The sequence below is a fragment of the Kribbella deserti genome (genome assembly GCF_042434725.1).
GTDB classification, from domain to species: domain Bacteria; phylum Actinomycetota; class Actinomycetes; order Propionibacteriales; family Kribbellaceae; genus Kribbella; species Kribbella deserti.
Genome location: NZ_JBHLTC010000035.1, coordinates 34,777 through 61,736, shown reverse-complemented (window position 1 = coordinate 61,736; position 26,960 = coordinate 34,777). Strand labels below are relative to the sequence as shown.

The 26,960-nt window shown below is 68.1% G+C and carries 20 protein-coding genes; 14 read left to right on the top strand and 6 right to left on the bottom strand.

Annotated features, from left to right (window positions below; translation table 11 throughout):
* Positions 1-27 precede the first annotated feature (27 nt).
* From ACFFGN_RS25865 to ACFFGN_RS25825, 9 genes are all read left to right on the top strand, one after another.
* A complete protein-coding gene (locus tag ACFFGN_RS25865; protein WP_380052414.1) occupies positions 28-1,674 on the top strand; it encodes a carbamoyltransferase family protein in 1,647 nt (548 codons plus the stop codon).
* On the top strand, positions 1,671-3,140 hold the full coding sequence (locus ACFFGN_RS25860) for an HAD-IIIA family hydrolase (protein ID WP_380052412.1): 1,470 nt from the start codon (positions 1,671-1,673) through the stop codon (positions 3,138-3,140). The genes ACFFGN_RS25865 and ACFFGN_RS25860 overlap by 4 nt, the downstream gene beginning before the upstream one ends.
* Entirely contained in the window at positions 3,140-4,144 is a 1,005-nt protein-coding gene (locus ACFFGN_RS25855) for a glycosyltransferase family 9 protein (RefSeq protein ID WP_380052410.1), read from the top strand. Before ACFFGN_RS25860 ends, ACFFGN_RS25855 begins: the two co-directional genes overlap by 1 nt.
* Positions 4,141-5,100, top strand: coding sequence for a glycosyltransferase (locus ACFFGN_RS25850; RefSeq protein WP_380052408.1), 960 nt, complete (start codon positions 4,141-4,143; stop codon positions 5,098-5,100). The genes ACFFGN_RS25855 and ACFFGN_RS25850 overlap by 4 nt, the downstream gene beginning before the upstream one ends.
* Entirely contained in the window at positions 5,097-6,323 is a 1,227-nt protein-coding gene (locus tag ACFFGN_RS25845; protein WP_380052406.1) for a glycosyltransferase, read from the top strand. The genes ACFFGN_RS25850 and ACFFGN_RS25845 overlap by 4 nt, the downstream gene beginning before the upstream one ends.
* Positions 6,320-6,910, top strand: a complete 591-nt coding sequence (locus ACFFGN_RS25840; protein WP_380052404.1) for a D-sedoheptulose-7-phosphate isomerase — start codon at positions 6,320-6,322, stop codon at positions 6,908-6,910. Before ACFFGN_RS25845 ends, ACFFGN_RS25840 begins: the two co-directional genes overlap by 4 nt.
* Positions 6,907-8,307, top strand: a complete 1,401-nt coding sequence (locus ACFFGN_RS25835) for a PfkB family carbohydrate kinase (protein ID WP_380052402.1) — start codon at positions 6,907-6,909, stop codon at positions 8,305-8,307. Before ACFFGN_RS25840 ends, ACFFGN_RS25835 begins: the two co-directional genes overlap by 4 nt.
* A complete protein-coding gene (locus ACFFGN_RS25830; RefSeq protein ID WP_380052400.1) occupies positions 8,304-9,005 on the top strand; it encodes an SDR family oxidoreductase in 702 nt (233 codons plus the stop codon). Before ACFFGN_RS25835 ends, ACFFGN_RS25830 begins: the two co-directional genes overlap by 4 nt.
* 143 nt (positions 9,006-9,148) lie before the next feature.
* Positions 9,149-10,315 carry a glycosyltransferase family 9 protein gene (locus tag ACFFGN_RS25825; RefSeq protein ID WP_380052398.1) on the top strand — a complete coding sequence of 389 codons (1,167 nt, stop codon included), beginning with the start codon at positions 9,149-9,151 and terminating at the stop codon, positions 10,313-10,315.
* A gap of 262 nt (positions 10,316-10,577) precedes the next feature.
* Here ACFFGN_RS25825 and ACFFGN_RS25820 read toward each other — a convergent pair whose 3' ends face one another.
* Both ACFFGN_RS25820 and ACFFGN_RS25815 read right to left on the bottom strand, forming a co-directional pair.
* A complete protein-coding gene (locus tag ACFFGN_RS25820; RefSeq protein ID WP_380052396.1) occupies positions 10,578-11,540 on the bottom strand; it encodes a UDP-glucuronic acid decarboxylase family protein in 963 nt (320 codons plus the stop codon).
* Positions 11,541-11,663: 123 nt separating this feature from the next.
* A complete protein-coding gene (locus ACFFGN_RS25815; RefSeq protein WP_380052394.1) occupies positions 11,664-13,040 on the bottom strand; it encodes an LVIVD repeat-containing protein in 1,377 nt (458 codons plus the stop codon).
* Between the two features lie 92 nt (positions 13,041-13,132).
* Between ACFFGN_RS25815 and ACFFGN_RS25810 the strand changes: the two genes are divergently transcribed.
* From ACFFGN_RS25810 to ACFFGN_RS25800, 3 genes are all read left to right on the top strand, one after another.
* On the top strand, positions 13,133-13,798 hold the full coding sequence (locus tag ACFFGN_RS25810; RefSeq protein ID WP_380052392.1) for a DUF305 domain-containing protein: 666 nt from the start codon (positions 13,133-13,135) through the stop codon (positions 13,796-13,798).
* 7 nt (positions 13,799-13,805) lie between these two features.
* Positions 13,806-14,549 carry a DNA alkylation repair protein gene (locus ACFFGN_RS25805; protein WP_380052390.1) on the top strand — a complete coding sequence of 248 codons (744 nt, stop codon included), beginning with the start codon at positions 13,806-13,808 and terminating at the stop codon, positions 14,547-14,549.
* Positions 14,550-14,665: 116 nt separating this feature from the next.
* A complete protein-coding gene (locus tag ACFFGN_RS25800) occupies positions 14,666-15,505 on the top strand; it encodes a M23 family metallopeptidase (RefSeq protein WP_380052388.1) in 840 nt (279 codons plus the stop codon).
* Here ACFFGN_RS25800 and ACFFGN_RS25795 read toward each other — a convergent pair.
* A complete protein-coding gene (locus tag ACFFGN_RS25795) occupies positions 15,502-18,345 on the bottom strand; it encodes an ATP-binding protein (protein ID WP_380052386.1) in 2,844 nt (947 codons plus the stop codon). The genes ACFFGN_RS25800 and ACFFGN_RS25795 overlap by 4 nt on opposite strands.
* Before the next feature lie 235 nt (positions 18,346-18,580).
* Here ACFFGN_RS25795 and ACFFGN_RS25790 point away from each other — a divergent pair, with 235 nt between their 5' ends.
* Complete coding sequence (locus ACFFGN_RS25790) at positions 18,581-20,149, top strand: S8 family serine peptidase (protein WP_380052384.1); 1,569 nt, start codon at positions 18,581-18,583, stop codon at positions 20,147-20,149.
* Positions 20,150-20,336: 187 nt separating this feature from the next.
* Here ACFFGN_RS25790 and ACFFGN_RS25785 read toward each other — a convergent pair whose 3' ends face one another.
* Positions 20,337-21,206 carry a CPBP family glutamic-type intramembrane protease gene (locus ACFFGN_RS25785; RefSeq protein WP_380052382.1) on the bottom strand — a complete coding sequence of 290 codons (870 nt, stop codon included), beginning with the start codon at positions 21,204-21,206 and terminating at the stop codon, positions 20,337-20,339.
* Between the two features lie 382 nt (positions 21,207-21,588).
* Positions 21,589-23,130, bottom strand: coding sequence for a trypsin-like serine protease (locus ACFFGN_RS25780; protein WP_380052380.1), 1,542 nt, complete (start codon positions 23,128-23,130; stop codon positions 21,589-21,591).
* Between the two features lie 199 nt (positions 23,131-23,329).
* Between ACFFGN_RS25780 and ACFFGN_RS25775 the strand changes: the two genes are divergently transcribed.
* Positions 23,330-25,357 (top strand): neutral/alkaline ceramidase, encoded by a 2,028-nt coding sequence (locus ACFFGN_RS25775; protein WP_380052378.1) that lies wholly within the window; start codon positions 23,330-23,332, stop codon positions 25,355-25,357.
* On the opposite strand, the gene ACFFGN_RS25770 is transcribed toward ACFFGN_RS25775, so the two are convergent.
* Positions 25,344-26,828, bottom strand: coding sequence for a DHA2 family efflux MFS transporter permease subunit (locus ACFFGN_RS25770; protein WP_380052376.1), 1,485 nt, complete (start codon positions 26,826-26,828; stop codon positions 25,344-25,346). The genes ACFFGN_RS25775 and ACFFGN_RS25770 overlap by 14 nt on opposite strands.
* Positions 26,829-26,960 lie beyond the last annotated feature (132 nt).

Genomic DNA, 26,960 nt, shown 5'->3' with positions numbered 1-26,960 from the left:
GGTGGGTCGCTGTGAGGAGGTGCGGTCATGCGGGTGCTAGGAGTGAATGCGATCTTCCATGATCCGTCGGCCGCGCTGGTCGTCGACGGCCGGATCGTGGCGGCGGCCGAGGAGGAACGATTCAGCCGGCGCAAGCACGGCAAACGCCCAGTTCCCTGGTCTGCTTGGGAATTGCCCGATCAAGCGATTGCTTGGTGCCTGCGCGAGGCCGGCCTGAAACCTGAGGACATCGACGTCGTCGGCTACTCCTTCGACCCGTCCTTATGCGTCGACCTGTCGGAGCTCGGCGTCTGCGATCCGGGCGATCAGGTGCGGGTGGACTACGCCCGTCGCGCACCGGGATTCCTGGCCGCGAGTATGCCCGGCCTCGACCCGGCCAAGGTCAAGTTCGTGCCGCACCACGTCGCGCACGCGGCTTCGGCAGGTCTCGCCGCGCCGTACGAGCGCAGCGCCTGCCTGGTGCTGGACGGCCGCGGCGAACGGGCCTCGCACCTCGGCGGCGTGTACGACGGACCGCGGCTGGAAATCCTCGCGGCGCAGGATCTGCCGCATTCGCTCGGGCTGCTCTACGAGGATCTGACCGAGCATCTCGGCTTCCTCCGGTCGAGCGACGAGTACAAGGTGATGGCCCTCGCGTCGTACGGCAAGCCGCGGCATCTCGACGACTTCCGGCACCTGTTGCGAACCACGCCCGAGGGCGGATTCGTGACGGAGAAGGTCGATTGGGCCGGATACGCTCCGCGATTGAACGGCGCGAGCGAAGGTGAGCTGACCGAGGCGCACGCCGACCTGGCCTGCACCGTGCAGCAACGCCTCGAAGAGGTCCTGCTCGAACTCGCGACCTGGTTGTACGACCGCACCGGCGCGAAGGCCCTCACGATGGCAGGCGGTACGGCGCTCAACTGTGTCGCGAACTCCGTACTGGCCCGGCGCGGTCCGTTCGACCACATCTGGGTCCAGCCCGCCGCGGGTGACGCCGGAACCTCCCTAGGCGCGGCCCTGCATCTCAGCGGCACCGAGCGGAACGAACGACCCGAACCCATGACGACGGCAGCCCTTGGCCGCGGCTGGAGCGATGACGAGTTGGCGGCGCGCCTACGCCAGGCGGCCTTGCCGTTCGAGACCCCGGCCGATCTGGCCGAGGTGGTCGGTGAAGCGCTGGCGGGCGATGCGATCGTGGCTTGGTACCAGGGGCGTGCGGAGTACGGACCGCGCGCGCTGGGACATCGCTCGCTGCTGGCACATCCTGGCCGCCGGGAGAACCTTGAGCGGCTCAACGACATCAAGGGCCGCGAGCAGTTCCGCCCGGTTGCGCCGCTGGTCCTGGCCGAGCGCGCGGCGGACATCTTCGATGGCCCGCTGCCCAGTCCGTACATGTTGTTCGTGCACGACGTGGCCCCCGCTTGGCGCGACCGGATTCCGGCCGTCGTCCATGTCGACGGTACGGCGCGGATCCAGACCGTCGACCAGGCGGACGAGCCGGTGCTGGCGGATCTGCTCCGGGCCTTCGAGCGACGTACGGGACTGCCGGTGCTGGTGAATACCAGCCTCAACACGGCGGGCCGTCCGATGGTCGACACCCCGGCGGAAGCTCTGGAGTTGTTCGGTTCCGCGCCGGTGGACCTGCTCGTACTCGGGCCGCACGTGGTCCGGCGGGCGGGTGCGTTCCGATGAGCTACGCGGTCGTCATTCCTACGGTCGGCCGCGCAACGCTTACCGAGTTGCTGGCCGATCTCGCCACACAGCCGAACCAGCCGGACGAGATCGTCGTCGTGGACGATCGGCGGGGAGGTGAGCCGTTGGACCTCGGCAGCGAGATCCGGGTGTTGCGTGGTGGCGGTCGAGGACCGGCCGCGGCACGGAATCGCGGTTGGCGGGCGACCTCTTCCTCGGCCGACTGGGTGGTGTTCCTGGACGACGACATTCGTTTGTCGCCGGACTGGTCGCGCGACCTGGCCGATGACCTGCGCGTACCCGATTCGGTGGCCGGCGTGCAGGGCCGGATCGTCGTACCGCTGGACGAAGGGCGGGCGCCGACCGACTGGGAGCGCAGTACGGCGGGGCTGGAGAACGCTCGCTGGGCCACGGCCGACATGGCGTATCGCCGCGACGCACTGCGCCGGGCCGATGGCTTCGACGAGCGATTCCCGCGCGCCTACCGCGAGGACGCCGAACTGGCCTTGCGGATCCGCAGGCAGGGCGGCGACTTGCGTCAGGGGAAGCGGCACGTCCTGCATCCCGCGCGCGCCGAGGGGTACTGGGTCAGCGTCCGGGTGCAGCGCGGCAACGCCGACGACGCGTTGATGAAAGCGGTGCACGGACGGAACTGGCGGGGTCTCGCGGAATGCCCTCCCGGCCGGTTCCGCTGGCACCTGCTGACCGTGCTGGCGGGCTGCACGGCGGCCGGTGGCGCGGTAGCGGGGCGTCGCCGGCTCGCCGTTGGGGCCGCGGGTGCCTGGTTCGCGCTGACCGTGGACTTCGCGCGGCGGCGGATCGCGCCCGGCCCGCGGACCCGGGACGAGATCTCGCGGATGAGCGTCACCTCAGTGGTGATTCCGCCCGTCGCGAGCTGGCACCGGCTGCGCGGCTGGTGGCGTCACCGTGGTGCGACGGCTTGGCCGGGTCCGGTACGGGCCGTGCTCTTCGACCGCGACGGCACGCTCGTACAGGACGTGCCCTACAACGGGGATCCGGCCAAGGTCGCGCCGATGCCCGGCGCCTCGGACGCGATCCGCCGCCTGCGCAAGGCCGGGATCAAGGTCGGGGTGGTGACGAACCAGTCGGGTGTCGGCCGCGGCCTGCTCACGGCCGAACAGGTCGCGGCGGTGAACCAGCGCATCGATGCCGAGTTGGGCCCGTTCGAGACGTGGCAGATCTGCCCGCACACCGCCGACGACGGTTGCGCGTGCCGCAAACCCGCCGCCGGGATGGTGCTCGCGGCTGCGGAGGATCTCGGCGTACGGCCGCAGGAGGTTGTCGTGATCGGGGACATCGGGACCGACGTGCAGGCCGCCGAGGCGGCTGGTGCCCGCTCGGTGCTGGTACCGACCGGCGTGACCAAACGGGACGAGATCGACGCGGCGCCCGTTGTTCGGCAGAACCTCGCGGAGGCGGTTGACCTCGTCCTGGAGCGGCGCTGATGGAAACCGTGCTGATCTGCCGTCCCGACAACGACGGCGACGTCCTGCTGGCGGGTCCGGCCGTGCGCGCGGTGGCGGCCTCGGCGCGCGTGATCATGCTGGTCTCGCCCTCGGGCGAACAGGCCGCGTGGCTGTTGCCGGGTGTGCACGACGTCGTGGTTTGGCCTTGCCCGTGGAGCGGTTTCGAACCACCGGCGGTCGATCCGGTACTGACCACCGCGCTGATCGAGGCCCTCAAGCTGGAATGCATCGGCCGGGCGTTGATCCTAACCTCGTTCCACCAGAGTTCGTTGCCGATGGCCCTTATATTGCGACTGGCCGGGATTCGTTATATCGCCGCCGCCAGTGCGGACTACCCGGGTTCGTTGCTCGATCTGCGGCATCGGCCCGAGGTCGGCCACGAGGTGCGGCGCTCGCTCTCGCTGGCCGCCGCCGCGGGGTTCCACCTGCCATCACACGACAACGGCCAGCTGGCGGTACGCCGTACGTTGCCGGCCATGTCATTGCCCGAGGCCCCTTTCGTGGTGGTCCACCCGGGCGCCTCGGTCTCGGCGCGGGCACCTCAGCCGGATCGGGCGCGCGCCTACGTCTCGGCGTTGGCCGCCGTGGGTTGGCGGGTGCTGGTGACCGGGTCGGCGCGGGAGCGCGAGTTGACGGCGTACGTCGCGGGCGATGACGGGGTCGACCTTGGCGGCCGGACGACGTTCCGCCAACTGGCGAAGGTATTGCGCGAAGCCGCGTGCGTGGTGGTTGGGAACACCGGTCCGGCTCATCTCGCCGCCGCCGTCGGTACGCCGGTGGTGTCGCTGTTCGCCCCGGTCGTGCCGGCCGGGAGCTGGGCGCCCTGGGGTGTGCCGACGATCGTGCTCGGCGATCAGCAGGCCGCCTGCCGGGGGACCCGGGCGCGGATCTGTCCCGAGCCGGGACATCCCTGTCTGTCGGACATCACGCCGGACGAGGTCGTGGTGGCCGTGCGCAAATTGATCGAGGAGGTGGCGGGATGAGGATCCTGGCGTGGCACGTGCACGGCTCGTGGATGACGTCGTTCGTGCAGGGCGGGCACGACTACCTGGTGCCGGTACTTCCCGATCGCGGTCCGGACGGGGCCGGCCGGGCCCGAACCTTCGACTGGCCGCCGAACGTGGTGGAGCTGACGCCGGAGCAACTGCGCTCGGCCGAGATCGACCTGGTGGTGCTGCAACGGCCGATCGAGCTGGAGTTGTTCCAGCGCTGGACCGGCCGGAATCTCGGTGCCGGGGGAACGCCCGCGATCTACGTCGAGCACAACACTCCGCGCGGTGACGTGAACGATTGGCGGCACGTGCTGGCGGATCGCGCCGACATCCCGCTCGCCCATGTGACCCGGTTCAACCAGGCCATGTGGGACAACGGGTCGGCCCCGGCCGTCGTGATCGATCACGGTGTGCCCGACTACGGCTATCGCTATACCGGCGAGCTGGAATCGCTTGCGGTGTCGGTGAACGAGCCGGTCCGGCGGTCCCGGGTGGCGGGCACGGACCTGGCCATCCGGATCGCCCGGGAGGTGCCGGTGGCCTTCTACGGCATGGGCACCGATCAGTTGAAGGAGCGGGTGCCGGTCGGCCTGGCCGGTGTACGGGATGTGTCTCAGGACGAGCTGCACTCGCTCTTGCCGATTCACCTGGCCTATTTGCATCCGTATCGCTGGACCAGCCTCGGGTTATCGCTGATCGAGGCGATGACGCTCGGCATGCCCGTGCTGGTGCTGGCCGCGACGGCCGCGCCTGAGGCGGTACCCGCGACCGCCGGACTGGTCAGCTCCGACGTCGACGAACTGGCCGCCACCGCGAGGCGCTGGCTGGCCGATCGCGACGAGGCGCGCGCCTGTGGTGAGGCCGCCCGGTTGCACGCCCTGAAGTACTTCGGACTCGGCCGGTTCCTGGACGACTGGAACCGCCTGCTCAAGGAGGTAAGCCGATGAGGATCGCGATGGTCTCCGAACACGCCAGCCCGCTGGCCGTTCTCGGGGGTGCCGATGCGGGCGGCCAGAACGTGCACGTAGCCGCGCTGGCCTTGGCGTTGGCCGAACGCGGTCACTCGGTCGAGGTGTACACCCGCCGCGATGACGAGGTGTCGACCGAGGTCGTGCCGCTCGGTGCCGGGGTGGACGTCATCCAGGTCCCGGCCGGGCCCGCTCGCACGGTGCCGAAGGATGAGTTGCTGCCGTACATGCCTGCCTTCGGGCGGTGGATGGCCGGCCGGTGGCGCGAGGACCCGCCCGATCTGGTGCACGCGCACTTCTGGATGTCGGGAGTCGCTTGCCAGGAGGCATTGCGGGCCGTGCCGATCCCGATGGCTCAGACGTTCCACGCGCTTGGTGTGGTTAAGCGCCGCCATCAGGGCTCGCAGGACACCAGCCCGCCGGAACGCCTGGGGATCGAAGAGCGACTTGCTGCGATGTCAGACGCGGTCATCGCCACTGCGACCGATGAGGTCCGCGAGCTGCTTGAGCTCGGTGCGCCGCCTTCCTCCATGCACGTCGTGCCTTGCGGGGTGGACCTTTCTCTGTTTGGCGTTGGCCCGCAGGACGACCGGTGGTGGTCCCGCCGTACCGGCCGGATCCTGTCGGTGGGACGTCTAGTGGAACGTAAAGGCGTCAGCACGATCATCAAGGCCCTGCAGGATCTCCCGGACGCTGAACTGGTGATAGCCGGTGGACCCGCCGGTGACGACTTCGAGAACGACCCAGAGGTACGGCGCTTGCGTGCGGAGGCCGGCCGCCTCGGGGTGGCGGACCGGGTCCGGCTGATCGGGCCAGTCGGGCGCGACGTCGTACCGCGGTTGATCCGTTCGGCCGACGTAGTTGTCTGTACGCCTTGGTACGAGCCGTTCGGCATTGTGCCGCTGGAAACGATGGCCTGCGGCCGACCGGTGGTAGGCGCCGCAGTGGGCGGTCTGCTCGACACGGTCGAGGACGGCGTCACGGGACTCCTAGTGCCACCTCAGGACCCGGAACGGTTGGCCGAGGCCTTGCGTGAGTTGTTGGCGTCACCGGCTCGTCGGGAGGCCATGGGCGCCTCAGGGCTTCGGCGCGTGCGCGAACGCTATTCCTGGCACCAGGTGGCTGCGGACACCGAGGCCGTCTATACGCGTCTGCTGGCTGGCCGAGCCACTACAGCGGTGGTTGGAAGGAAAGGCCAATGAGCCGGTTCGGAACGCTCGTCACGCACCTTGAGGATCTTCACCAGGCCCTACAGTCCCTACGCGCGCAAGGCGAAGAGATGCAGGCTTGGGGGCTACAACTCGCGCGAGTGCTTAGCGGCGGCGGACGCCTACTTGCCGCGGGTAACGGCGGTAGTGCCGCCGAGGCGCAGCACCTGACGGCTGAACTGGTCGGGCGGTTCGAAACCGGCCGAGCCCCGCTCTCGGCGATTGCCCTCCATGCGGAGACGTCAAGCCTCACAGCGCTCTTGAACGACTTCCCGCCGGAGGAGGTCTTTGCCAGGCAGGTAGAGGCCCACGGCCGCCCGCGCGACGTACTGCTGCTGCTGTCGACCAGTGGACGTAGTCCGAACCTCCTGCGGGCCGCCGAACGTGCGACGCGGCAAGGCCTGCAGGTCTGGGCGATGACCGGGCCCGGCCCGAATCCCCTTGCAGAGTTGGCGGATCGCGTACTGATGATCGATTCGCCCGCCGCCACTGCTGTGCAGGAGGTCCAGTTGGTCGCCGTACATGCGCTTTGCGCCGAGGTCGAACGGCAGTTGCCCGAACCACAGGAGGTGGCGTTGTGACCGTTCGCGTACTGGTGATCGGGGATGTGCTACTCGACCGGGATATCAATGGCGACGTACGGCGGATCTGCCCGGACGCGCCCGCGCCGGTGGTCGAGGTCGGAACCGTCTCGGAGCGAGCCGGTGGCGCCGGACTAGCCGCCACGCTGCTGGCCCGCGACGGTATCGACGTACACCTGGTGACGGCCTTCGCCGAGGACGAGCCGGCGAAACGGCTTGAGGCCCTGCTGACCGAGAAGGTGACGGTGGTTCCTGCGTTGACCGCGTCGGGCACTCGCTGTAAGACGCGAGTGCGCAGCGCCGGGCAATCCCTGCTGCGGCTGGACACGGATCCACCTGCGGACGCTCCCGGCGTACTAACCGACTGGGACCAGCAGGCGGTCCTGGACGAACTGGAACTGGCGGACGCGGTTCTCGTCTCCGACTACGCCGGTGGCGTCTTGGACCACGAGGGCCTGCGGAACGTCCTACGGCGGTGGGCCTCGCAACGGGCGATGGTGTGGGACCCGCATCCGCGTGGGATTGGCCCTGTGCCGGGAGTCACCCTTGCGACGCCGAACCGGGCCGAGGCGATGCACTTCGCCGAAGCCGGCCCGAAGGACCCGCTCGACTTGGTGGCGACAGAGCTGTGCGCGCGGTGGGAGGCGTGGGCTGTCGCCGTTACCGATGGTGGGAACGGCGTGTTTACCGCGGCTGGTGGCGGGCCGCCGTTGTTCACTCCGACGCCTGTGCGCTACCAGGGCGACTGCTGCGGCGCGGGCGATCGGTTCGCCGGTACTGCGGCCGCGCGGCTCGGCGCGGGCGCTACGGCCCGGGACGCGGTTGCGGAGGCTGTTGAGGACACTGCCAGTTGGTTGACCGCTGGTGGTGTTGCCGGTGGTTCTTCCTCCGGGACTTCCTCGAGCGCGACTCCCTCCGGCGGTTCTTCCTCCGGTGGGGCTGACGCGGTGGACGTCGTACGGCGGGTTCGGGCCGGTGGTGGAACTGTTGTGGCTACTGGCGGCTGCTTCGACGTACTGCACGCCGGGCATATCGCCAGCCTGGAGGCGGCTAGGCAGCTTGGTGACGCCCTCGTAGTGCTGGTCAACTCCGACGAGAGCGTTCGCCGGCTCAAGGGCGACTCCCGCCCAGTGAACTCGATTGAGGATCGCTGCCGCCTCCTGCGCAGTCTGCGCTGTGTTGACGCGGTTGAGGTGTTCGAGGAGAACGCCCCGACTGCCGCGCTGGATCGGCTTAGGCCGGACATCTGGGCCAAAGGCGGCGATTACACGGTCGAGATGCTGCCGGAGACACCTCTCGTGACGGGCTGGGGTGGACGCGTCGTATTGCTCCCGTACCTGCCCGGCCGGTCCACCACCGCCGTACTCGACCACTCCTATGGAAAGGACTACCGATGACTGAGGATTCTGCCGCGGCCTGGACGCGAGTGGCCGTGACCGGAGGTTCCAGCGGCCTGGGCGCCGCCGTCGTACAGGCCGTGCAGAAGCGAGGCGGTACGGCGATCGCGCTGGACCGGCAAAAGCCCGCCGACGGAACTCCCTGGGTCGAGGTGGACCTGGCCGATCCAGCGGCGGCCGAGACCGCGATCGCCGCGGCGGAGCAACAACTCGGCTCCCTGACCGGTGTGGTGACCGCCGCCGGGGTGGACGCCTGCGGAAAGCTCACTGACGTCGAGCTGGACGACTGGGTCCGGGTGATCCAGGTGAACCTCATCGGTACGGCCGCCATCGCCCGAGCCGCCATCCCTCGGCTGGAAGGCTCGCGCGGGCGGATCGTCACGGTGGCCTCCACTCTTGGTTTGCGGGCGCTTAGCGACGCGACGGCGTACTGCGCGTCGAAGTTCGGCGTGGTCGGGTTCAGCCGGGCGCTCGCGGTTGAGACAGGCGGACGCGTTGGCGTCACGATGCTCATCCCGGGCGGTATGCAGACGGCGTTCTTCGACGGAAGGCCCGAGCAGTACAAACCCGGCCCGGACGCCGACCTGGCCGATCCCGCCAACATCGCCGACGCCGTGCTCTACGCCTTGAGCCAACCGCCGGGCATCGAAGTCCGTGAACTCCTGGTCTGCCCCTCCACCGAACCCAGCTGGCCCTGACACTCCCCGCGAGTGGTCCCGTCTGTACCGGTTTGGTGTGGACGCGACCACTCGCGCGGCGGGTGAGCCACGTTTGATACCAGGGATCGCGGTCACCGGTAAAAGGTCTGGCGGAGTGCTCAAGCGCTGGTGGAGGAGTTCGAGTGAACGAACCGGTGCTCGTCCTGCGGGCCCTCGGCCTGGGTGATGCCCTCACCGCGGTCCCAGCGCTCCGCGGCCTGCGCCGCCTGCACCCGGACCGGCCCCTCATCCTCGCTGGCACCGAACCAGTCGGCAGCTGGCTACGCGACCAAGGTCTTGTGGACGACGTCATCCTTCTACGCGATCTGGACGATCACCCGCCGGGCGCGGATCTGGGGCCGCACCTGGCCGTCGACCTGCACGGCCGCGGTCCGCAAAGCCATCGGCTCCTGCTCGAAGGCAAACCCACCGAGCTGATCGCCTTCGACTGCCCGGAAGCAGGCCACTACAGCCCGTCCGTGTGGCGCGAGGACGAGCACGAGGTCCACCGCTGGTGCCGCCTCCTCACCGACGCCGGCGCCCCCTGCACCCCCGCCGACCTCCGCCTCCCACCACCCACAACCCCCGCCCAACACGCCCTCTCCCACCTCCCCAGCAGGGGCTCAACCAAGCCCCCGGCGGCGCGGGCCGATCCAGCGACTGGCACCGGGCCGCCATCGGCCACCCCGGCGCCCGCTGTCCCGGCGCCGTCGGTCGATCCGGTGCTCGCTGTCGCGGCGCCGTCGGCCGATCCGGTGAGTGGTGTCGCGGTGGCTTCGGCGCATCCGGCGACAGACGGTCTGGTTGTATTGGTTGATCCGGGGGATGAGCGGCGGGTGGTGCTGGTACATCCAGGCGCGGCGAGCGGTTCACGCCGCTGGCCGGCCAACCGCTGGATCACCGTGGTACGGGCGCTGCGCGAACGAGACCTCCGCGTCCTCATCACCGGTTCCTGCGCCGAACACGACCTCTGCCGCGAAATCGCCGAGGCCTCCGACGCCGAAGACCTCAGCGGCACCCTCGACCTGGACGACCTCGCCACCCTCGTGTACTCGGCCGAACTCCTGATCAGCGGCGACACCGGCGTAGCCCACCTGGCCACGGCGTACGGCACCCGATCCGTCACCCTCTTCGGCCCCACCCCACCAACCTGGTGGGGTCCAGCGATCGACCTGGACCTGCACACCGTTATCTACAAGGCAAAACCGGACTACCGCGGCAACCCCCACGCCGCCGACCCCGACCCCGCCCTGCTAGCCATCACCCCCACCGAAGTCCTATCCGCCAGCCACCCCCACCTAACCGCCTAGCCCCTTCCCAACCCCGCATGCCCACCGCGCGGTGCCTCCCGCGCCGGCGGGGCATCTTTAGGAGTTTGCTGGACGTTTTTCAGCCCGCGAAACGTCCAGCAGACTCCTAAAGAACGCGCTGGACAACTACGGACATCGCGATGTCGGTGAGGCGAGTCGAGGCGGCGTCCAGCCACGATCGGAGTAACCAGCGATGCCCCCATAGGCCGTGATGCGGCGGCGCAAACGGTCACAAGCGTCCGATGAAGCGCGACACGCCTGGTCACAAGCGTCCGATGAGTGGGATACCGGGGGCTTGGCGGAACCAGGTGACGGTGGTGGTCAGGCCTTCGTGCCAGTCGACTTCGGGTTTCCAGCCTAGGAGTTCGCCGGCGAGGGTGGTGTCGGGGCGGCGGACGCCGGGGTCGTCCACCGGGCGGTCGATGAACTCGATGGTTGAGCGATCGCCGGTGGCGGCGATGATGTCCTGGGCGAGCTGGAGTACCGAGCGCTCGTCGGGATTGCCGATGTTGATCGGACCCGGGTGGTTGCTGAAGGCCAGGCGGAGGATTCCGTCCACGGTGTCGTCGACGTGGCACACCGACCGGGTTTGCCGGCCGTCGCCCGCGACCGTCAGTGGAGCGCCGGACAACCCTTGCCGGATGAACGTCGGAATGGCCCGGCCGTCGTCGGGGCGCATGCGCGGGCCGTAGGTGTTGAAGATGCGCACGATCGCGGTGTTGACGCCTTCGCTGTTGCGGTAGGCCGTTGTGAGGGCTTCGGCGTACCGCTTGGCCTCGTCGTAGACGCCACGCGGGCCGATCGGGTTCACGTGGCCCCAGTAGTCCTCGGGCTGCGGATGTACCTGCGGATCGCCGTACACCTCGGAGGTGCTGGCGAGCAGGAAGCGCGCGTGTTTGTCCTTCGCGAGGCCTAGGGCGTGCCAGGTGCCGATGGCGCCCACCTTGAGGGTTTCGATCGGTAGGCGCAGGTAGTCGATCGGCGAGGCCGGGCTGGCGAAATGCAGTACGAGGTCCACCTCGCCCGGGACGTGCAGGAAGTCGGTGATGTCGCAGCGCAGCATGGTGAACTCAGGCCGGTACATCAGATGCGCGACGTTCTCCGGAGTTCCGGTGACGAAGTTGTCCAGGCAGGTGACGCGATGGCCGTCCCGCAGCAGGCGCTCGCAAAGATGACTGCCGACAAAGCCCGCTCCACCTGTCACGACCACATGCGCACCGTTCATCCGCGCGGGGTACCCCCGGGCCACGCCAGCGAAACGGCAACTGCCCCGAACCAAACAGGTCCGGGGCAGCCACCTCAACGCATCAAACCTCAGTGCAACAAAACCTCAACGCACGGTAGAACTTCAGCCCCAGAAGGGCGGCTGGGTCTGGACGTTGAGTTCCTTCAGCTTGACCCGGGCGGCCGGGTCGGTACGTCGGTCCTTGATCTTGAACGTGTCGAAGGCCTTGACCGACTCCGTGCCGTAGATGAAGCCGTTGTAGTAGTAGACGGACCAGTAGCCGCCGAAGCCGGCCGGGTTACGCGGCGGGCGGTCGAAGTAGCCGATCTCCTTCGGGTTCTTGGAGTCGGTGAAGTCCCAGACCGAGAAACCACCCTGGTACCAGGCTTGTACGACGATGTCGCGACCGGGCACCGGAATCAGCGAGCCGTTGTGGGACACGCAGTTCTCGTTCTCCGCCTGGTGCCGGGAGATCTTGTAGTAGCTCTGGAAGACGAGCTTGCGCTTCTTGATGTCGAAGATCGCGGTGGCGCCCTTGTTCGGGCCGACCTCCGCGTTGCACATCGCGCCGCCGCCACCACCGAGCTCGTCCTGGAACATCACCTTGGTGCCGTCACCGTTGAAGGTGGCGCCGTGCCAGAAGGCGAAGTTCTCGGCGTCCTGGACCTTGTGCAGGATCTTCGGCGCCTCGGGCTTGGAGATGTCCAGCAGTACGCCGTCACCCATGCAGGCCGCGGCCGCGATGTTCTTCGCCGGGAAGGCGGTGATGTCGTGGCAGCCGCTGGTCGCCGTACCGGTCTCGCTGCCCGGGAAGCCGCCGTCCGGGAAGAGGATCGGCGAGGCCACCACGGCGGCCTTGGTGGGATCGTTCAACGGGACCTTGAGGATGTCGATCCGGTCGTTCGGCGGCTGGCAGTCGGGGAACTTCGTGTCCGGGAAGTACGACGAGTTGTAGATGTAGACCGACTTGCCGCGCTTGTCCGGGATCAGCGTGTGCGTGTGTGAACCACACTTCGTCTCGACGGCGGCGAGGTACTTCGGGTTCGCCGGGTCCTTCACGTCGAAGATCTTGATGCCTTCCCAGGACTCCTTGATCGTCGGCGACTGCGAAACGCTCTGGCAGGAGCTGTCGCTGCGCGAGGAGTCGGTCGACAGGAACAGCAGACCGGCGTACACGCTGACGTCGTTCTGGCTGCCCGGGCAGTGCACCTGGCTGATCAGAGTCGGCTTGGCCGGGTCGGCGATGTCGTAGATCTGGAAGCCGTTGTAGTTGCCGACATAGGCCTTCTTGCCGGCGAACGCGATATCGGTGTTCGCACTACCGGCCAGCGGGCCGACCATCGGCACGCTGGCAAGGTGGGTGATGTTGTCGCTCTTGGCGGCACCGGTCTCCGGAGCCGGATCGGCGGCCGAGGTGCCGACGGCGGCGGTCGTGAGAGACGCGACGAGAGCCGTCGTCAGGACTGAACGGACTAGCGTGCGGTGGCGGCGCATACGCATGGCCAGGTACCTCCGATGGAATTGGCTGGGAGCAGCGTATGTCCGCCGGTTAGGGTTTCGGTAGTCATTTGACGACAAGGAGTGAGACGGTTGTGAAGGTTTTCCCTAGCGTTGTGGCCCTGGCGGTCGCCGTCGCGCTGACTGGTTGTTCCGGCGACGGGGACAAAACGGCGGACGCGACCGTCTCACCCAGTGGACCGGTGACGGTCTCGCCGTCCGCGCCGATCATCGTGCCGGGCACGCCCGGTGGTGCGAACCAGACCGTCACGGCGGTGCCGACGAACCCGGAGACCGTTGATCCCGAGGACGTGAAGTTCCTGCAGGACATGATGCTGCACCACCAGCAGGCGGTGCAGATGACCGAGTGGGCGAAAACCCGCGCGGCGAACGCCTCGGTGAAGTCGCTGGCCGAGCGGATCCGGGTCGGCCAGAAGCCCGAGATCGACGCGATGCGGGTGATGCTGACAGATCGCGGCCAGCAACCGCCGAACCTCGAGCACGCCCATCACACCGATCACAGCGGCATGGCCGGGATGGCGAGTCCGGCGCAGCTGGCGGCGTTGGAGAAGTCCACCGGGGCCGCGTTCGACAAGATGTTCCTGCAGCTGATGATCCGCCACCACCAAGGCGCGGTGACCATGAGCGGTGTGGTGATCGAAAAGGGCAGCGACCTGCGCATCGGCGAACTCGCCCAGGAGATCAGCATCACTCAGGCGAAGGAGATCCAGACGATGCAGAAGCTCCAGAAAGTGGTCTGACCGTCTGATGGCGTCGGGAGTCGCGGAGCTCATCGCGAGCATCGACGCGGTCGCGGATCCCGAGGCGGCCGCGATCCTGACGCGCTTCTTCCAGGTCAAGCCCGGCGGGTACGGTGAGGGCGACCGCATGATCGGGGTCAAGCTCTCCACCATCCGGGCGTTGATCAAGCCGTACGTGCGCGCCGGGTGGCCGTTGCCGGAGCTGGAACGCGCCCTCGCGAGCCCGATCCACGAACACCGGCTGGCGATTCTCGCGCTGCTAGCCGAGCGGGCCATCCGCGCGGCGAAGCCCCGGACGGCCGATCCGGACGAATCGCGGGCGCTCTACGAGTTGTACCTGCGCAACACCCGGTTCGTGAACAACTGGGACCTGGTCGACTGCAGCGCGGCTCCGGTGGTCGGCGGATATCTGGAGCACCGACCACGCGACGTGTTGCGCACGCTCGTGGCATCACCGGACCGGTGGGAACGGCGGATCGCGCTGGTCGCGACGCACTGGTTCATCCGGCGCGGTGAGTCGGCCGACATCTACGACCTGGCGGCCCGGGTGCTCACCGATCGCGAGGACCTGATCCACAAGGCGGCGGGCTGGATGCTGCGCGAGGCCGGTAAGCGGGTGGACGCCGACGAGCTGCTGGGCTTTCTCGACGCCAACGCCGCGCGCATGCCGCGAACGATGCTGCGGTACTCGATCGAGCACCTGCCGGCCGACGTACGGGCGCGGTATTTGGCGGCTCGCCGGGGTTGTTAGCCACCCTTTTCGTTGTAGTGAAATGGTTCCCTCATTCTGCACGAAGTGGTTACTTGTTGACTTATGGTGGCGGCAGAACCGCAGCCTGTGACCACCTCCTCCCGAAGGAACGTGCCATGAGAACTCGCTTTTCGCAGCGGCTGGTCCGCCTCGCCCTGGTGGCCGCGGTCGCCGCGGCCGGGCTGGTCGGCTTCTCCAACGCCCAGCCGGAACCGGCCGACGCCGCCGTGCAGGCCCGCCCCGGTTTCCAGATGCCGATCCCGTGCAACCTGAGATGGACCACGGCCACCCACGGTGGTCACGCCAGCCAATGGATGCTGGACATGGTCTCGCCCAGCGGCGCGACCCGCGGCACCCCGGTGCTGGCCTCGGCCGGCGGCCGGGTGAGTGCTTCGCTGAACTCGAGCAGCGGTGGCCAGATGGTGGTCATCGATCACGCTGACGGCTGGCAGACCCGCTACCTGCACATGGACAGCCGGTTGGTGGCCGTAGGCAACAATGTCAGCCAGGGCCAGCAGATCGGCACGGTCGGCAACACCGGCCAGAGCAGCGGCCCGCACCTGCACTTCGAGCAGAAGCTGAACGGCGTCGTCCAGCAGTCCTGGTTCAACGGTCACGCCGTCCCGCTCACCTGGTCGTACAACCAGCACTTCGAGACCAGCGCGAACGCGTGTGGGGGTGGGACTACCAAGTTCTGGGTGGACACCTTCGCCGACGCGCCCGGCCACTCGTCACCGGGTGGCCCGGTGACCGGGAAGCTCTACAAGGGCACGAACTACGTGTTCTGCAAGGTCTGGGGCCCGGAGGTTCGTGTGGGCACGGCCTTCAACCACTGGTGGCTCAAGACCGATCTGGACGAAGGGCCCGCCGGTCAGTGGGTCTCGGCGTATTACCTGTCGCGCTGGGGTAACGACGAGGCCAAGGACAACAACGGCACCGTGATCAAGGACTGCTAGCCGGTCTCTCTGGTTCGTTTGTCACGCTGAAGCTCGGCGCGGGAGACCGCGCCGAGCTTTCGCAGTACCTTGGCGACGTGCTGCTCGACGGTTCGCGGCGACAGGAACAACACCTCCGCGATCTCACGGTTGGTGTGGCCGCGCCCAAGGAGCCGAGCCACCTCTTGTTCCCTGGGCGACAGCTCGCCGCCGTAGCCGCGACGGCCTCGGTGTGAGGGCGCCGTACCGCCTCTTCTGCGTAGTTCGTGCCTGCAGCGGGCTGCGTCTCTAGGAGCGGCCATACGGTCGAATACCTCGGCAAGTTCGGCAAGCTCGTCGGTGGCGGTCGAATCGCCTTCAGCCAGTCGTACGCGTAGGGCCTGCTCGCTAGTCAGTGCAGCGAAGTACGGCGCACCTAGGTCTTCATAACCGCGCGCGGCCTCGGTGAACAACTCGATCGCCACCGAGCGGTCCTTGGCTAGTTTGGCCCGGCAACTGACCAGACCGGTCGCCGCAAGCGGGGCCTCGCGACCATCGATCCCCTTGGCTAGTTCGTCGCATAGCCTCTGCGCGGCGTCGTAGCGGTCGTCGGCGACTAGAACGGCTACGGCGATCGGTACGAGCTCGCCGGACCACGACCAGACCTGCTTGTGCCGTAGCAGCTCTAGACCGTTCTCAACCGCTTGAACTGCGCCCGCCAGGTCGTTGCGGGCTAGGCGCATCCAGGCCTGCAAGGCGAATCCGCCCAGCGCGATCGGGCTGATCGCGCCCGCAGGCGCCTCGATTCCCGTGCCCGCCAGGTACGTCTCGGCCTCGGCCCACTCGCCTCTAACCACCGCTAGCGATCCGAGAACCAGCGACACCTCACTGGTCACCGGGAACAGGTCACGGTACTCGTCCAGGAGTTGGCTGGCCCGCTCGTCCAGATCCGCCCAATCGCCAGTGAACCAGCTGAGCCGGGCCCGGGTCGATCGCGCCGTGCTGACCGTGAAAGGCGCTCCGCAGTCGGCCGCGAGACGTAAACCGCTGCGTAGCAAGGCATCCGCGTGCGCGAACCGCCCGATCGACGTACAGGCGTCGGCGAGGTTGCAGTGCGCCCGGGCCAGTTGGCGTTGCTCGGAACCGGTGGTGCCGGCTCGCGGGAGTTCCTCGATCTCGGCGAGCACACTGGCGTCGCCGATGTGCAGCCGGGCGGAGAGGTGGTTCGCCAGCATGGAGGCGCGCTCTTCCGGATCTGTGCAGCGCGCGATCTGCTGGCGCGAACGCCGGGACCACGGCTCGATCTCGCTCAGGGGAGTTGTACCGATGTACGGCAGGGCCAGCACGGTGGTGGCGATGGCGGCGAGATCCGACCGGTCCGTGAGGTCAGGCAGGGCGCGTTCGATCTCCGCTCGGCTGGCGGCGATTCCCTCGGCATCACGGATCAGCAGCAGACCGGTGTACAGGCGGACCTCGCCCCGGATCGCCGGTGAGAGCCGGTGGTCGGTTAGAAGTCGTTGCAGGGTCTCCATCGGGTCGCGCTGATCCAGCCCGGTGTAGGCGACTTTGCCCAGCTTGCCCGCCAGCCGATCTACATCCGACCCAGAGACGCCCAACCCGGCCAGGTCCGGATCGGCTAGTACTCGCTGTAGAAGATCTGTGGCCGTCCCGGCCTCGCCTATCTCGCTTGCACGGTCCGCGGCAGCCTCGGCGTACCGCAGCCAGTCCTGCGTTCTACCAGCCGCCCTGCTGTGTTCGGCCAACTGCAGCAGAGGTTGCGGCGTCAGCCCGGCTAGACGGTCTGCAACTCGCCGGTGCAGGCTCTGCCGCTGTGGCCCGGGCAAACTGTCGTACACGGCTTGCCGTCCCAGGGCATGCCGGAACGTGTAGCGGCCCTCGTCGACCTCACGCAGTACGCCGGCCTGCAAGGCGATCGTCAGAGCGTCCGCGCCGGCTTGTTCGTCCAGGCCCGTAATGGCGGCTAGTAGGTCGGTAGTCGTCGGTACGCCCAGTACTGCGACCGTATGCGCGACTTCGCGGGCCTCGGGCGGTAGAGCCTCAAGGCGCTCGCTCATGGCGTCCCGAAGGAGTACGGGTACTTCCATCCGATCGAGCAGGTGATCGCCTCGCAAGGCCTCTTCGACCACGAACGGGATTCCAGCGGTCCGCTCGTACAACAAGGTCGCGAGGCGGGTTGAGACGCTGGCCTCGCCACGGATGGCGGCACTCAGTTCGGCCACTTCGTCCACGTCGAGCGGCTGCAGTTCGATCACGGCGCTCGACAAGCCCGCAGTCGGTCGAAACGCCGCGCCCAGGGGTGGCCCGCTCAACAGGTCTTCGCGCCGGTAGGTGGCTAGTACGGACAGGTTGTCCGGCGGATCGGTCATCAGGAACCGTAGGAGCTGCCGAGAGCCGTCATCCGCCCAGTGCAGGTCTTCCACGACAAGCAACGTGGGACCGGCTGCCGCAAGCAACTCCCGCACTGCGCGGAACAACCGGTGCCGGTCGGCCGCTGCATCTCCTGTCGAGGGCGGTTCCGCCGGAAGCCTCGGAGCCAGCTCGGGCAGCAGAGGTCGCAGTACGCCGGTCAGCGGGCTGAGCGTGGCGCCGGGCTCGGCGACGTACTCGCGTAGTGCCTCGATCACCACGCCGTACGGGAACGGTTCGCGCAACGGCTGGCAGTAGCCGATGAGGAGTTGCAGGCGCGCGACCTCGGGGCGCTTCAGTACTTCGCGAATCAGGCGGCTCTTGCCGATGCCGGCCTCGCCCTCGACCAGGGCCACGGCGGGACCGGACCCGATCGCGGCAGCCAGCAACCGCAGCTCGTCATCGCGTCCGACCAGGATCGGCGAGGTGGTGCGCTTCAGGATTTCGCGTGCCATCTGTGCTCCCCACATACCCCCGACCGAGCCCGAGCCTAAGCCCGGGACGGAGCAGTGGGAACCCCGTTCGTGCGTTCCGGGTAATCCTGAGCGGACTCCCCGTGACGAAAGTTGCGTAGCCGATACCTACGGATGCCCGGATTGTTCGGACCTGATGGCGGGCGGAAGGTGAGCCGCGTGTGGCCGTCCGTCATCGAAAACGCCCCGTCGGCCACCGCAGCGAACGGAGAAACTCATGCGTCGAAGAGTCCTGCTGGCCACCGCGGCCGGCCTGGTCACCCTGCTGGCAGCCCCCTTCGCCGGCGCCGCGCCGGCCCCGGCCCTGGCCCCGGCCGAAGGCTCGTACGTGCCCGCGTCCCAGCCGGTGCCCGGCAGCTACGTGGTGGCGCTGGCGGAAGGCCCGCGCACCACCGCCGACGCGGGCGTGATCCAGTCGGTGTCGTCCACGCTCGCGCTGCGGTACGGCGGTACCGTGCGCACGGTCTTCACCGCCGCGATGCACGGCTTCCTCGTGCACGGTCTGTCCGACGCCGAGGCTCGTCGCCTCGCGGCGGATCCCGCGGTCCGCAAGGTCTACCAGGACGGCACCGCCCGCATCGCCGATACCCAGCCGAACCCGACGTACGGCCTGGACCGGATCGACCAGAAGCAACTGCCGCTGGACCAGAAGTACACCTACAACACCACCGCCGCGAACGTCACGGCGTACGTGCTGGACAGCGGTGTCCGGGCCAGCCACACCGAGTTCGAGGGCCGGGCGAGTTCGGGGTACGACTTCGTGGACGAGGATCCCGAGGCGCAGGACTGCAACGGCCACGGTACGCACGTCGCCGGCACGATCGGCGGCAAGACCTGGGGTGTTGCCAAGAAGGTCAAACTGGTCGCGGTCCGCATCCTCGGCTGCGGCGGCACCGCGCCGGACTCGGACGGCCTGCAGGGCATCGAGTGGATCGCCAAGAACGCCGTCAAGCCCGCCATCGTGAACGGCAGTTTCACCTTCGACACCGCCAACATCGGTGACGAGGCGGTCGCCCGGCTGACCGAAGCCGGTATCGCCTTCGCGGTTGCCGCGGGCAACGACAACGGCGGTAACGCGTGCAGCCGCGGCCCGGCGAAGATCCCGGCCGTGATCACCGTCGCCTCGACCGACAGCCAGGACAATCGGTCGAGCTTCTCCAACATCGGCTCGTGCGTCGACTTGTTCGCGCCGGGCTCCAACATCACCTCGGCCGGGATCAGCAGCGACACCAGCTCCACCGGCATGAGCGGTACGTCGATGGCCAGCCCGCATGTGGCGGGTGCCGCCGCGCTGTACCTCGCGGGCAATCCGGCGGCCTCGCCCGCGGAGGTCGCGAGTGCGCTCACCACCAACGCGACCGCGGGCGTGGTGAAGAACGCGGGCACCGGTTCACCGAACAAGCTGCTCTACACCGGCTTCATCGGCGGCGGTACGCCGAGCTGCGCGGGTGGTTCGAGCAGCGATCGGCTGGCCATTCCGGACGCGGGTGAGCCCGTCACGTCGACGGTCACCGTCGCGAACTGCGCAGGCGCCGGTACGGCCACGAGCAGCGTGCGGGTCGACATCACCCACCCGTACTCGGCGGATCTGCAGCTCGACCTGATCACGCCGAGCGGTGCCGTCATCAACCTGCGCAAGCCCGGCGGCGTGGGCGGGACCGACCTGCACGAGAGCTATCCCGTCAACACCTCGAGTGAGACCAAGAACGGCGCGTGGAAGCTCCGCGTCCAGGATGTCTACCGCTACGACGCCGGCACCCTCGACACCTGGTCCCTCACCTTTTGACCGCTGACCTTGCTTCCGCCTGACCGCTGACCTTGCTTCCGCCTGACCGCTGACCTTGCTTCCGCCTGACCGCTGACCTTGCTTCCGCCTGACCGCTGACCTTGCTTCCGCGAGTGGTCGCGTCTGGTCTCAATGCGCCGGCCTCTTCCGGCCTTGCCGACCAGATGCGGCCGCTCGCGGTTTTGCGTCAGCTTTTGCGGGCTACGAGCAGGTAGGTCACGGCGGCGAGAACGAGATAGCCCGGGATGATCAGAATCGCGTTCTCGTTGACGAAATCGGCCGACCAGCCCGCGTCGCGCTCTTCGCCGAGCAGGGTGACGCGGTTGACGGTGAGGAACGTCAAGTGGGTGCCGATGCACGTCCACAGACTCGCCGTACTCGTGGCGGTCCGCGCGGCCACCAAGGTCAGTCCGAAGATCGTCAGCAGGAAGAAGTACGAGAACGGGTCCTCCCCGGCCGGCGCCAGCCCCAACGCGGGCGACTCGCCGCCGAACACGCTGGTCACCGCCTTGTGCACCACAGAGGAACCAGCCGCCACGAAGAGGAACAACACGGTGGTACCGACGGCCGACGCGAATCCGCCGTGCTGGCGGCGCAAGGCACTCCAGGTCATACCCCGCAGCGTGAGCTCCTCGGGAAAGGCCTCCAGCAGTACGGCGACCAGGGCGTTCGCCGCGACGTAGAACAACAGCGCGGGCAGATCCAGCCGGCCCCAGGTGATCCAGCCCGCCAGCGACGCGATCGCGAACAACAGGGCGGCGCTGCCTCCGGTGACACCTACGCCGAGCAGGAAGGCCCGAGTGCTGTCGCGGAACCCCGTCAGGCCCAGCCGTTCGCGAGGCCAACCGATCAGTAGGCGAACCGCGGCCACAGCGATCGCCGTACAAAGGAGCGCCGGGACAAGCCGATCACCCCAGGTGCCGAGCGAAACCCCCTCGCGCAGGCTCGTCCCGATCCCGCCCGCGGCACCAAGAGCAACGGCCATCACCACCGCACCGGTAATCGCCTGAGCCCAGGCGGCCCGCTTCGTCAAGATATCCCGCGCACGCATAGCCATACCGCGAAACAGTACAGTCGTACCGGATCACCCGCCCCGCTTTTCCTCACGCCCATCCTTTCGTCGCGCACACCCGCGACGGCCGGACCCAAAATACGAACGCGGCGATCCGTTCGACCAAAAACAACCCGACGGTCGGACCCGAAATGCGAACGCGGGCGATCCGTTCGGTTGAAAACAACCTGACGGTCGGACCCGGAATACGGCATTCCGGGTCCGACCGTCGGTGTCGAGTCGGGGCCAGTTCGCATTTCGCGTCCGACCGTGGGCATGACGGCGGGGCCTAGGCCCGCATTTTGCGTCCGACCGTGGGGTGGAAGGGGAGGTCGGCTCGCATTTTGCGTCCGACCGTGGGGTGGGGAGGGGAGGGGGCGGGGAGGAGTTAGCGGGTGATGGTCAGGGTGTAGGTGGTGGTGCCGGTTTTGCCGTCGGAGGAGCGGGCGGTGATTTTGATGGGGTAGGTGCCGGGGGCGGTTTGGAAGTTGGTGAAGAACCAGACGTTGCTGGTGCCGCCCTGGGCGATGGTGGCGGGGTTGTAGAAGACCTGAGTGCCGGCGGGGGCGCCCGAGGCTGAGATGGTGAGGTTGCCGGTTCCGCCTGTGGCTGTGACGGCGGTTTGGGCGAGTTGGCCTTGGCGTACGGTGCCGCTGGACGGGGTGGCGGTTACCTTGACCTCGCCGCTGGTGCTGCCTTCGACGGTGAGCGTGATCGTGGTGGTGCTGGCCTTGCCGGCCGCGTTGGTGCCGGTGACCGTGATCGTGTGGTTTCCGGCGGGTGCGGTGGTCGCCGCGTCCAAGGTCAGTTTGGCCGTCGCGCCGGTGGTGATCGAGTCCGGCTGGAAGGTGGCCGTCACGCCGGTGGGTAGGCCCGAGGCGGTTAGGCGGATGTTCTCGGCGCCGGTTTGGCCGGCGGTGCTGGTCACGGTGGTGGAGATGTACTTGCCTGGGGCGACCTTCACCGTGGACGGCGAGGCGGCGATCTTGAAGTCGGCTTGCGGCGGGGTGTCGACGATCTGCGCCTTGACCCAGTCGCCCATCTCGTTGGTCAACCGGCCGTAAACGCTGTACCACTTGAAGTCCGAGCGGCTCCAGGACGCGACGCCGATGACCTTGCCGTCGACGATCAGCGGGCCGCCGCTGTCGCCGGGCAGGATGGTGGTCCGGCCGTCGGCGTATCCCGCGCACACCATCGTGGCCGACTTGAAGCCCGCGCCGACGCCGGTGCAGACCCGGTCGCCGTCGACGATCGGCAGCGTCGCCTTGTCCAGCGTGACATCTCGGCTGCTGTCGTCGAACTCCTTGCGGCCGTAGCCGAAGCCCAGTCCGCTGCCGCCCGGCTTCTCCAGTCCAGCATCGGCCGAGGTCGCCACGGTCGCGTACTTGCCGCCGCGGACCGGGATGTCGGCGGCGACGGTCACCACGGCAACGTCGTACCCCTGGTCGAAGTTCACGTACTTCGGGTGCTTCTTGTAGTCCACCACGGCGACCCGGGTGCCACCGGCGTCGTTCAGGTCGTCGAGCCCGTACAGGAAGCTCTTTTCGCCCGAGGAGTCCGCGCAGTGTGCCGCGATCAGGATCTTGCGCGGGGCGATCACCGAGCCGGTGCAGGTCTGTCCCTGCGGCCGGGTACCACCGGCGCGAAGTCCGGCGATGATCGCGGGGAACTCGTCGACCGTGGCGGGCTGTCCGTTGTGGAAGCTGGTCGTCGGGCCGCTGGGGTCAGGCTCGGTATCACCCTCGTACGTCGCCGCGCGCCAGGCCGGCGGCTCGTCATCCTGCATATCCGAGCCATACGCACCAGCCGAGCCATAGGCGCCGTACGCGCCATAAGCACCGTAGGAGCCGGCCGCGGCGGGTGCGGCGCTGAGGGGGACCAGGGCGGTGAGAGCGGCTATGCCGAGCAGCAGTGGGGTTGTCCTGCGCATGGGAAATCCTTCCGGGCGGTGCGTCGGCCCACCGGATGCGTGCGCCGATCGCCTCGTCACTGTCGGACCACCGCTCGCGCGGAACAATCAGGGCGGTCATCCGTAGACCTACGGCACTTTCAGCCTTCACATTCCGTGCCGAACCGCGTACTCTCCGAGAACCTGAGAGAAGCTCACCTTTCGCCCCCAGGAGTTCCCGATGGTCTGGACGCGTGCGCTCGCCCCGCTGGTCGCTCTCACCGCCGCTGTTGCCCTCGCGCCACTACCGGGCGCCGCGACAACCGACGCGGCTACGGCCGGAACCACCTATCTGGTCGGTCGCGGCATCTCCGACGTGACCGGCCCGGCCGCCGAGAACGGCATGATGGGCTACTCCAAGTTCGGCCAGAACACCACCGGGATCCACCAACGGCAACGATCACGCGCGTTTGTTGTGGTGGACCAGGCGAGCTCACGGCGGATCGCCTACGTGAATGCCGATCTGGCGATGATCTTCCAGGCTCAGCGCGACGCCGTACTGGCGAAACTTCAAGCCAGGTTCGGCAATCTCTACAACGAGCAGAACCTGTTGCTCTCGGCAACGCACACGCATTCCGGCGTCGGTGGGCAGTCGCACCACCTGGCGTACAACCTGTCGATTCTCGGTTTCCAGAAGCAGGCGTTCGACGCGACGGTCGACGGCATGGTCGAGTCGATCGCCGAGGCGCACCACAACCTCAAGGCCGGTTCGATCAGCCTCGGCCGCGGCGAACTCACCAACGCCAGCGTGCAACGATCGCGCGTCGCGTTCGAGGCCAATCCCGCCGCGGACAAGGCCGCGTTCCCGCAGGCGATCGATCCGGCGATGACCGTGCTGCGGTTCCAGCAGAACGGCGTCGACGTCGGCGCGATCAGCTGGTTCGCCACCCACGCCACCTCGATCACGAACAACAACACGCTGATCAGCCCGGACAACAAGGGTTACGCGTCGTACGGCTGGGAGCACGACGACAAAGGCGTGCGCTATCTCGACGACAACCCGAACGGTTTCGTGGCGGCCTTCCCGAACACGAACGCGGGCGACATGTCGCCGAACCTCAACCTGCGCCCCGGTTCCGGCCCGACCGAGAACGAGTGGGACAACGCCCGCATTCTCGGTGATCGCCAACGCCAGAAGGCACAGCAGGTGTACGACGGCCCGCGCGTGCCCATCGAGGGTGGCGTCGACGCGCGGATGCGATTTGTCGACATGTCGTCGGTCCAGGTCGATCCGCGGTACACGCCGGACGGTCAACCGCATCGCACCTGCCCAGGCGTGGTCGGCGTATCCACCCTGGCAGGCAGTGTCGAGGACGGCCCGGGCATCGCGGTGATTCCCGAAGGCGTGACGAATCCGTTCTTCGAGGCGCTCAAGCCGTTCAAGGTGGATGTGCCGCCGTGGTTGATCTCGTGCCAATCGCCCAAGCTGGCGGCGGTTCCGACCGGCCTGATCGAGGCCACGCCGAACATCGTGCCGATCCAGTTGGTGCAGCTCGGGCAGTTCCACCTGGTCGCCGTACCGGGTGAGGTGACGATCGTGGCCGGGCTGCGGTTGCGCCGTACGATCGCGGCCGAACTCGGCGTACCGCTGGAGAACGTGCTGATCCAGGCCTACGCGAACGCCTACAGCCAGTACGTCACGACCCCCGAGGAGTACCAGCTGCAGCAGTACGAAGGCGGCTCGACGTTGTTCGGCAAGTACACCCTGCCCGCCTACCAGCAGGAGTTCGCGGCGCTCGCCAAGGCGCTCAAGGCCGGTACGACGCTGCCGGTCGGGCCTCGGCCGACGAAGCCCGCGACGGCTGAACTCAATCTGCAGACGGGCGTGGTGATGGACAGCCCGCCGCCGTTCAAGTCGTTCGGCCAGGTGCTGACGGATGCGGCCGCGTCGTACCAGCGGGGGGCGACGGTGACAGTGGAGTTCGCGACGGGCCACCCGAAGAACAACCTGCACCGCAACGGCACGTTCCTCGAGGTGCAGCGTCAGGTCAACGGCCAATGGGTACGAGTCGCCGACGATGGCGACTGGTCCACCCGCTACCGCTGGACCCGGCTCGGAATCGCTGATTCGAAGGCCACGATCAGCTGGACGATCCCGTCCTCGGCGACGCCCGGGACCTACCGGATCTTCCACCGGGGTGACTCGAAGGCGCTGAACGGCACGATCACCGGCTTCACCGGATCGAGCCGGACCTTCACCGTGACCTGACGTGTGAGCTGAGCGGTGGAGATTCCAGCGCGCAATGCCGATGGGACTCCGCCGCTTCCGGCGTACGGCGAACCGGCCGCGGGCCGAGCGTGACGGCGGCCAGTACGGCGCCGGCGAGGGCCAACGCGGCGGACAGCCACATCGCCGTACGGAAGCTGTTGTCGAAGGCAATGGGATCCCGGTACACGTCACCGGTGATCCCGGCCGCCAGCGGAATCGCCGCCACCGCCATCAACTGGGCCGACCGCGCCACCGCGTTGTTCACCCCCGACGCCACGCCTGCGTGCTGGTCGTCGACCGACGACAACACCACCGCGGTCAGCGGCGCCACCGTCAGCACGAGGCCGAACCCGAGCACCAGCACGGCGGGCAACACCGTCGTCAGGTACGACGTATCAGGGCTGACCCGCTGCATCAGCACGAACCCGCCCGCCATCAGCAACGGCCCGAGCGTCATCGGAATGCGCGCGCCCACCCGCTCGGCCAACGCGCCGGCCTGTCCCGACAGCGTGAGCATCAGCGCGGTCATCGGCAGCAGAGCCGCGCCGGCCAACAGGGCGGAGTAGCCAAGCACCTCCTGGAAGTACACGACGATGAGGAAAGTCGCCGTACCGAGTGCGCCGTACACGACAACAGTGACGAGATTGGCCCCGGTGAAACGCAGATCCGCGAAGATGCCGGGCGGCAGCATCGGATGGGCGCTGCGGATTTCGACCACCACGAACGCGATCAGCGCCAGCACGCCTCCGGCCAACGTGCCGATGACGGCGGCATCACCGAAGCCGCGATTGCCCGCGTCGATCAAGCCGTACGTCAGGGCGGCGAGGCCGATCGTGGCCAGGAGTGCCCCGGCCAGGTCGAGCGGCCCGGTGACGGTGTCGTCCTTGGTCTCCGGTACGTGCCGCAGGGTGATCGCGACGGTGATGATCGCGAGTGGCACGTTGATCAGGAAGATCAGCCGCCACGAGCCGGAGTCAACCAGCCAGCCGCCAACGAACGGGCCGATCGCCGCGGCGACCGAGGTCAGCCCAGACCACGCGCCAACCGCCCGGCCGCGATCGCCGGGGCGGAACGAGGTCTGCAGAATGGCCAGACTGCCAGGGGTGAGCAAAGCGCCGCCGATGCCCTGGAGGACCCGGCCCGCGATCATCACGCCGAGGTTCGGCGCGACCGTGCAGACGATCGAAGCCGCCGCGAACCAGATCACCCCGATCACGAACAACCGGCGCCGGCCGAGCCGGTCCCCGAGCGATCCGCTGAGCAGAATCAGTGCCGCCAGCATCAGCATGTACCCGTTGATGATCCACTGCAGGCCGGACATCTCGGCGCCCAGATCGCGACCCATCATCGGCAGCGCGACATTCACCACCGTGCCGTCGAGGAACGCCATCCCCGACCCCAGCGCGGTAGCCGCCAGAACCCACCGAGCCCGCGCGGTGCCGAACGCGATCGGTCCCTCAACACCACTCATATCAGGACCCTAGCCCTCCCCCTCCCCTCAACCCACGCCCAGCCACACCCGCCGCCCGCGCCTGGTACCCCGCGCCGCGTCCGGGCGAGCCGGCGCTGCGGCCGTCGTATTCCGACCGTCGGCGGTCGGAAT